We start from the raw sequence: 6,883 nt of genomic DNA, 5'->3' as shown, positions 1-6,883 counted from the left end.
CTTTGTTGTAGGTGGACCAGTTGGTGATTCTGAACTTTTGCTTTGCCACGGAATGGTCTGTGTTGTCGGGAGGATGCGTGATCTGATCCTTCAACTCAGCAAAAGTTCGATTTATTCAACAAAGCCGATTTATTCAACAAAGCCGACGCAGGTAAAAGATGTATCCAGCGTGTATATTCCATCAATGGCTTAATGACCAGATTAGTGAAGGTATAGGCCTCCTCACTCAGGTCTGAATTTGGCAAACCGATATACATATTAATTTCCTGTAACCGGTTAGCATGTACAGATAGAATCTCACGCTCTGAAAAGAGTGTTATACCCGCAGGCTTACTTGGACAATCAAGATAGCTTTGCACATCCTTGTTAAGCGTGTGCGGGATATCGTACTCATCATCTGTATAAAAAACAATATCGTGGTCAGGCCCTCCGAAGAGGGCGACCCTAATTTTTAAAAAAATCCTGGATATAATACTCATATCAACCTGTGAGTTATTGTACCGAAACAGGAGTAGCAGAAGGCTGTGTTTTGTCAGATGGTTTACCGGTGCCAGCTGCTGCTTCTGGTTTTAATGTCGGCTCACTGCCAGCATCAGCAGAACTGTCACTGTGACCGGACTGAACAGGGGCTTTAGTTTCGAGACTGGCAATATAAAGTTCCACCGATTTAAACCGCTTAATGTTCTGAATGAATGGCAATGCGTCGTATTTTCCATTCACGCGGTTTTCAGCGTTCAGTATTTTAGTTATGTTGTCCATCGCAACCCGCAGTGAGCTCAGGAGTTGCAGGATAATTCGGTCATGAACCTGTTGTGATATCTGACCGTATAACCACAACTGATGTGCCTGACGAGTCAGGACGTTGATGGTCTGGATAATATCCAGCAATTTATAGGTCATTGGGTGGTTCCAGCGAATTTCAAATTCACCATAGTCGAACCCTTCGAATGAAGAATCATCCAGAGGCAGTCGGGCGACATTTTTGTCAATCTGCTCTTTGAAGGTATTTACATTACCCGACAGTTCTTCGTAAACACCGGAGAGCCATTTCTGAACTTTAGTGCTTGTCGCCTGGTCACCTTCTACCAGGCGGAAAATATTATAAATGGCATTGGAGATGGCGTTAAACTGGCGCAGGCAGGCTCTGTTTTTTTCATGAAAGTGCGTATAGAACTCACTTGAAAGTGGCTTTAGTTTTGAAATGACCATCCCTAACGGTCGGTTATTGCCAGTGTTTTGTTGATTGCGCGGTTCAGTTTTTGGGGATGCGTTGTCAGCCATTATATTAACCTCTTCAGTTTTTCCAGTCTTTTGATGTCGGCCAGTTTTCGTTGATGGAATTCCGCGAGGAGATCACGGATTGGTTTAATTTTGTTTTCTGTTTCCTGGATCATCTCCAGTTCCCAGTCCAGAGCATTTTTAAAACAACTAACGCTGTATCCTCCGAGTTTAGGTTTAACAACCACGCCATGATGTTCAATTTTGTTTTTGAACCTAGGCGAAAAATCTTTCCATACAATTGTCAGTTTTTGCGACGATCCAACCTTTCTCAGCACAGGAGCAAAACGACCAGGTATAAACCTTCCCCCGTTTGCATACGTGGTCTGGGATATCAGTTGGTTTCGTGCCTTCCAGGCCTCCCAGTATTCATCCAGAATTTTAGAAGCCTCCGATTTCAGTAACTCGATATAGCGAACCGAGTTCTCGATAACGATTTCCTGATGTGCCGTAATTATCGGGTTCATATCAACTCCTCCAGCAACACAGACTACAGGAATCCAAACAGATTTTTCTGAACTAACAAGGGCGTTTGCATTTTTTTTTAAAATTTTTTTGTGCTCATGCCGTCGGCTAAAAAAAGTAACTTTTTTGTGAGCACGTCCAACAACCTCTGCCTGTGGCCCGCACGGTGTGCGATCCATCCCCGGAAAACCACTTCACGCAAACTTGGAGATGGAAAAAGTAACTTTTTTGCTAACCAGTAATAGGTACCCTTATACATAAGTAACTATTTGCAAAAAAAGTACTAATGAAAGTGTAGGATTCCAGTCCTGCCATTAGTACCTTTCACAGGAAAAAGTACTAATGAAAATCTATCCTCATTAGTACTTTTTTGATGAAAAGGTACTAATGAAACCGAGCGAAACTGTGCAGCTTCTATAAAAAGTGCCTAATGTTATAAGTACCAGTACAAGGTAAAAGGACAGTGATTTTTTATAATTTAGTATCTAATAATATTAGTACTTGTTTTTTTTGGGTAGTATCTCTAAGATGGCTTTGATATAATAACAGCCCTTAAGTAACCGTATGTAGCGCGATTTAAAAGTACTCTGGAGAGCGTATGGACGTACAACCCAACGTACAGACTGACACGGTCATTAAGGCGTTTCTCCGCTCGGAGTTGCAGTTGATACGTAGTCAGAAAAAACTACTCAGTGTGTTGCCTCGTGATCTCGCGTCGGACTACCGCTATATACCGGAGAACCTGCTGGAGCGTTTTTTCCATCCCGCCACTGATGCGCGTCTAAATAGAATTGCCCTGTCAGAAGCCAGACCAGGTAGCCTGCTAGTTCCCCGTGTCAACGGGAAGCCTGTTTTATGGGGTGAGTTAATAAAATTAATCCTGGATGACTCTCAGTTACTGAAGTTTGAAACGTACGGCAGACCTTTTGACAGTACCGAGATGAAACCAAATGAGCCATGCGAATTATTGAGCGGGAAGCAGTATGTTTATAAACCCGTCGACCTTGAGTTATTCAGGAAAAACATCGTCTCTATACAGATGAATTTCCTGGTCAATCTATGGAATCTGGCCAGATTTAAACCGGCTTATGTCAGGGCTTATTTGGCTCTGTCTAATGACGCTTTTCAGATGCTCCTCGATACAGAGATATCCGCCTTTGTTGAGGTGACAAATGTGGTTCTCTTTCCCCGGTTTATAACCTATGATGCCGGACGACGTGATCACAAAGTATAAGCATGGGGTTACGAGATTATGGCTGATGTTCTGGAAGGTTTCATCCCAAAGGAAAATATGTAAAACTTACGAGTTGAATTTGCTCTTAAAGATTCATATGAGAAGCTAAAGTTATTTTAGCGGTTTCTGGATGCTATAAAAGTTAACTAGCTTCACTCATTGATATGGTAACCTGATTACGGTTCATTCATGTTGGTGAATAACAGGAACCGAGCGTGCTTCGCTGAAAAGTAACTTTTCTGAAAACATGAAGTGGTTTTTCCTGCCGGTCGAAAGAACCGGACCAGGTACACGTTAAGGAGAATGCGGATAATGGGCTTTAAAAAGAGCGAGGTAAGCCAGCTAAATAGCCTGGCAAGTGCCATAAAGTTAATAGAATTTGATGCCAATAAATATACCATAACACATTTGTATGGTCGTAAAGTTGCCGACAGCCTGGAGTACCCCAAAGGGATAAATACAAGAAAAGGGGTAGGTAAATGGCTCGGTGAAAAATCCGCCATGTTGCTGTCAAATGTCGTTGTAAACAATTCTATTCATATTTTCGGATATGACACTCAAAATCCTACAGAATCAACCAGAGAAATGGATTTTAATGCACTTGTTGATTTGTTAATTAACACGGGATATACGCCGGAATACTACCCGCTCAAGGTCAACAGGATTGTCGAAGTTCTCAACGGGATGTCGGAAGCTGACTATAAAGACTATTGCCTGGTATGTAAAAAGCCCTTCATACATGCGCCGGACAGGTATGATTCCTGCCCGACATGTAGCGCAAAAAAATGCAAAGTTGCTATTATGCGTGGCTTTGTTGAATAAATCAGATTTCGGGTAAGTCTCCCCAGATATCCTTCCACAAAACAGCTGGGCCGTTGGGTTCGGATTTATGAAGAGAAGGGCGATTTACCCAGGGAATTAAAACCAAGAGAACGCTATTCACGTACACAGAAAATTGCTGCTGTTGAGCATTATCTTACTCACGGTGGTTGCCTGTCGTACACTCGCCGAGCCATCGGCTACCCCAGTAACGAAATTCTAAAGCGCTGGATTGAAGAGTTTTATCCAAATGCGCGTCCCCTGGTCATTCGCTCAGGCACAAGCAAATGCTTCAGCCCGGAATAGAGGTCTCAGGCCGTCCGGGAGCTCTGTAACCGACGTGAAACCGCGCGTAAAGTTGCACAAAGCATAGGCGTCAGCGTCCCGGTCCTGTACAAATGGAAGAAAGACCTTATCAGTGACGAGACTTATCAATCCATGCGCAAACGAAAGGCAGCCCCTCAGGATAAAAATCAGGATGCTTTACTCGGTAAAATCCGGTGTCTCAGGAAGCAGGTTCATCAGCTGCAGCTCGAACGTGACATACTGACAAAGGCGAATGAACTGATAAAAAAAGATCTGGGCGTCACCTTTCTGAAACTGAAAAACAGGGAGAAAACCCTGATAGTTGATGCCCTTAAGAAAAAGTACCCCGTTGCTGAGTTGCTAAGCGTTCTGCAACTTGCCCGCAGCTGTTATTTTTACCACAAAGCCAGCAAACGTCTGTACGATAAGTATGCGGAAATACGCGTGATCATGGCCGATATCTTTGAGGAGAATTACCGCTGTTACGGCTACCGGCGCCTTCACGCGATGCTTCGCAGTAACAACAGAGTTATTTCTGAAAAGGTTGTCCGCAGACTGATGGCAGAAGAGCAGCTCGTTGTTAAGCGCACCAGGCGACGACGATATAACTCTTACTGTGGCGAAATCGGTCCGGCACCGGAAAATTTACTCGCCCGGGATTTTAGTTCCTGCAGGCCAAATGAGAAGTGGCTGACCGATATTACGGAGTTCCAGCTTCCGGCTGGAAAAGTCTATCTGTCGCCGGTTATCGACTGCTTTGATGGCCAGGTTGTAAGCTGGTCGATAGGAACACGCCCGGACGCGACGCAGGTGAATACGATGCTCGATGACGCACTCGATACGCTCAGCGAACATGATAAACCGGTGATACACAGCGATCGTGGTGGCCATTACCGGTGGCCGGGCTGGCTCGAGCGTATCAACACCTCCGGACTTATAAGGTCCATGTCGCGCAAAGGATGCTCGTCGGATAATGCTGCGTGTGAAGGCTTCTTCGGGCGTATCAAAAACGAAATGTTCTATGGCAGAGACTGGGCGGGTATCACGCTGGAAAAATTTATCTGCTTCCTGGACAGGTACATACGCTGGTATAATGAGAAACGTATCAAGCTATCATTAGGTGCAATGAGTCCTGTGAAGTACCGGCAGCATCTTGGGATCACAACATAACAGTCCAGGAAAACATCCGCAGCCCCAAAAGTGACATTACCAAATGGTTCTAACAAAATTGGTGCGTGTAATCATTGTTATGTTAAATAGCCTCCATGAGTATTTTACTTCATGGTTTTTTGGTGCAACCACTGAAATCAGCATGTTGAATCGCCACGGATAATCTAGACACTTCCGAGTCGTTGATAATACTGGTTTTCATATTCTGTCGGTGACATCTGATTGCTCGAACCATGCCGACGCTTACTGTTATAAAACATTTCGATGTAACCAAAGATATCGCTGCGGGCTTCTTCCCGCGTTCCGTAGATCTTTTTCTTTATCCGTTCGCGTTTCAGCAACTGTAGAAAGCTTTCTGCAACCGCATTATCGTGACAGTTACCGCGACGGCTCATGCTCCCCCTCCAGGCCTTGTGATTTCAGGAACGACTGCCACTCATGGCTTGTGTATTGACTGCCCTGGTCCGAGTGAACCAGCACCTGTTTTTGGGGATTACGCCGCCATACAGCCATCAGCAGTGCATTCAGGACAATGTCCTTTGTCATCCGGGATTGTATTGACCAGCCGATAATTTTGCGTGAGAATAGATCAACAACCACAGCAAGATACAGCCAGCCTTCGTGGGTCCTGAGTGACGCTCCTCCTCTGGAACGCATCATGGCCATCGTCCAGGTCATGGACTTATTTGACGAACCAATGAAAATCCTGATGCTTGCCCGTCACTTTGGCGGGGCTTATGTGGAAGAGCAAGAACGTGCCAATAAACTCCAGGCAACTCTGGACATGATGAGCGAGCCAAAATGCGTGCCGGCGCCAGAGCTCTCCGGAGACAATATGGGCATTGAAAGCAAAGAGCGGGAGATCGCCAGCCTTAAGTCTTCTTTAGGCATGTTAATTACCGCCTTTAAACTAATGGCAACCCATAACGGTTTCAAAATGCCAGAGCTAACCGGCGATGAACATCCCGCTGCTATTCGCCAGCTACTTGGTGCGATGGCGGATAATATGGATGAAGCGAAGAGCCGTATCGAAGATATGATGCGAGAACTTGCCCACTGCCACGATCTAAATGACCAGCCGCACAAGATGCAGCAAGTCAGCCACTGAACCTGAAATAGCAAGGGGGCGAGAGCCCCCTTCCCCTCCTCCGTAGCCCTCTGTATAGATCTTTTACGCCTTTTCTTGTTTGAGATAATAAAACAAATAAGAAAACAAATTGTTTATATTGTGAAATTATGAGTACAGCGCTTTCTGTCCTTGAGTCTTTTGCTTCGAACACCGGTATCGACCACAGCAAAGAGATGAACGTCATCCATGCAATCGTGGCCGAGTGCGAGAAAGGGATCGCGTTCATGCACCAGGTTCACGACTTCACTTATGGCGACGAACGTCACTGGAATAAGTGTTTAAGATTTGTACTACCTACATTGGAAGTGGAAATTATTTGGTAGGGATATAAGATCATATCCCTAAGCTCTTTTAAGGCTTTGTTGAATAAATCAGATTTCGGGTAAGTCTCCCCCGTAGCGGGTTGTGTTTTCAGGCAATACGCACGCTTTCAGGCATACCTGCTTTCGTCATTTTGTTCAGCGCTCGTACCAGGGCCATAG

At 45.0% G+C, this 6,883-nt stretch carries 7 protein-coding genes and 3 pseudogenes; 4 read left to right on the top strand and 6 right to left on the bottom strand.

The genetic code is table 11. The features are described 5' to 3' along the window. The 4 genes from MKR05_RS26645 to mobI form a co-directional block, all read right to left on the bottom strand. Positions 1 to 94 (bottom strand): hypothetical protein (locus tag MKR05_RS26645; RefSeq protein ID WP_223817503.1); only part of this gene is annotated, 94 nt, incomplete at its 3' end. A gap of 1 nt (position 95) precedes the next feature. Next, positions 96 to 479, bottom strand: a complete 384-nt coding sequence (locus MKR05_RS26640; RefSeq protein ID WP_048292264.1) for a hypothetical protein — start codon at positions 477 to 479, stop codon at positions 96 to 98. 13 nt (positions 480 to 492) lie between these two features. Continuing rightward, positions 493 to 1,281, bottom strand: a complete 789-nt coding sequence (locus MKR05_RS26635) for a hypothetical protein (protein ID WP_048292263.1) — start codon at positions 1,279 to 1,281, stop codon at positions 493 to 495. Continuing rightward, positions 1,281 to 1,922, bottom strand: coding sequence for a conjugative transfer protein MobI(A/C) (gene mobI, locus MKR05_RS26630; RefSeq protein WP_223171881.1), 642 nt, complete (start codon positions 1,920 to 1,922; stop codon positions 1,281 to 1,283). Before mobI ends, MKR05_RS26635 begins: the two co-directional genes overlap by 1 nt. A gap of 419 nt (positions 1,923 to 2,341) precedes the next feature. Here mobI and MKR05_RS26625 point away from each other — a divergent pair, with 419 nt between their 5' ends. From MKR05_RS26625 to MKR05_RS26615, 3 genes and pseudogenes are all read left to right on the top strand, one after another. Continuing rightward, entirely contained in the window at positions 2,342 to 2,977 is a 636-nt protein-coding gene (locus MKR05_RS26625; RefSeq protein WP_223171879.1) for a hypothetical protein, read from the top strand. A 312-nt stretch (positions 2,978 to 3,289) separates the two neighbouring features. After that, entirely contained in the window at positions 3,290 to 3,799 is a 510-nt protein-coding gene (locus MKR05_RS26620) for a hypothetical protein (protein ID WP_045372388.1), read from the top strand. A gap of 27 nt (positions 3,800 to 3,826) precedes the next feature. Further along, positions 3,827 to 5,272: pseudogene (locus MKR05_RS26615) on the top strand (IS3-like element ISKpn38 family transposase); the annotation flags it as partial. A gap of 164 nt (positions 5,273 to 5,436) precedes the next feature. On the opposite strand, the pseudogene MKR05_RS26610 reads toward MKR05_RS26615, so the two are convergent. Then, positions 5,437 to 5,905, bottom strand: a pseudogene (locus tag MKR05_RS26610) (IS3 family transposase); the annotation flags it as partial. A gap of 1 nt (position 5,906) precedes the next feature. Here MKR05_RS26610 and MKR05_RS26605 point away from each other — a divergent pair. Continuing rightward, positions 5,907 to 6,380 (top strand): annotated as a pseudogene (locus MKR05_RS26605) (hypothetical protein); the annotation flags it as partial. A gap of 432 nt (positions 6,381 to 6,812) precedes the next feature. Here MKR05_RS26605 and MKR05_RS26600 read toward each other — a convergent pair. Further along, the coding region (locus MKR05_RS26600; protein ID WP_223349232.1) for a hypothetical protein at positions 6,813 to 6,883 on the bottom strand (71 nt) is incomplete at its 5' end.

The organism is Klebsiella sp. K5-204, from assembly GCF_030128585.1.
In the GTDB taxonomy this organism is placed as follows: domain Bacteria; phylum Pseudomonadota; class Gammaproteobacteria; order Enterobacterales; family Enterobacteriaceae; genus Klebsiella; species Klebsiella quasipneumoniae.
Note: the sequence above shows the minus strand (reverse complement) of the source record. Positions and strands in the feature narration are given on the sequence as shown.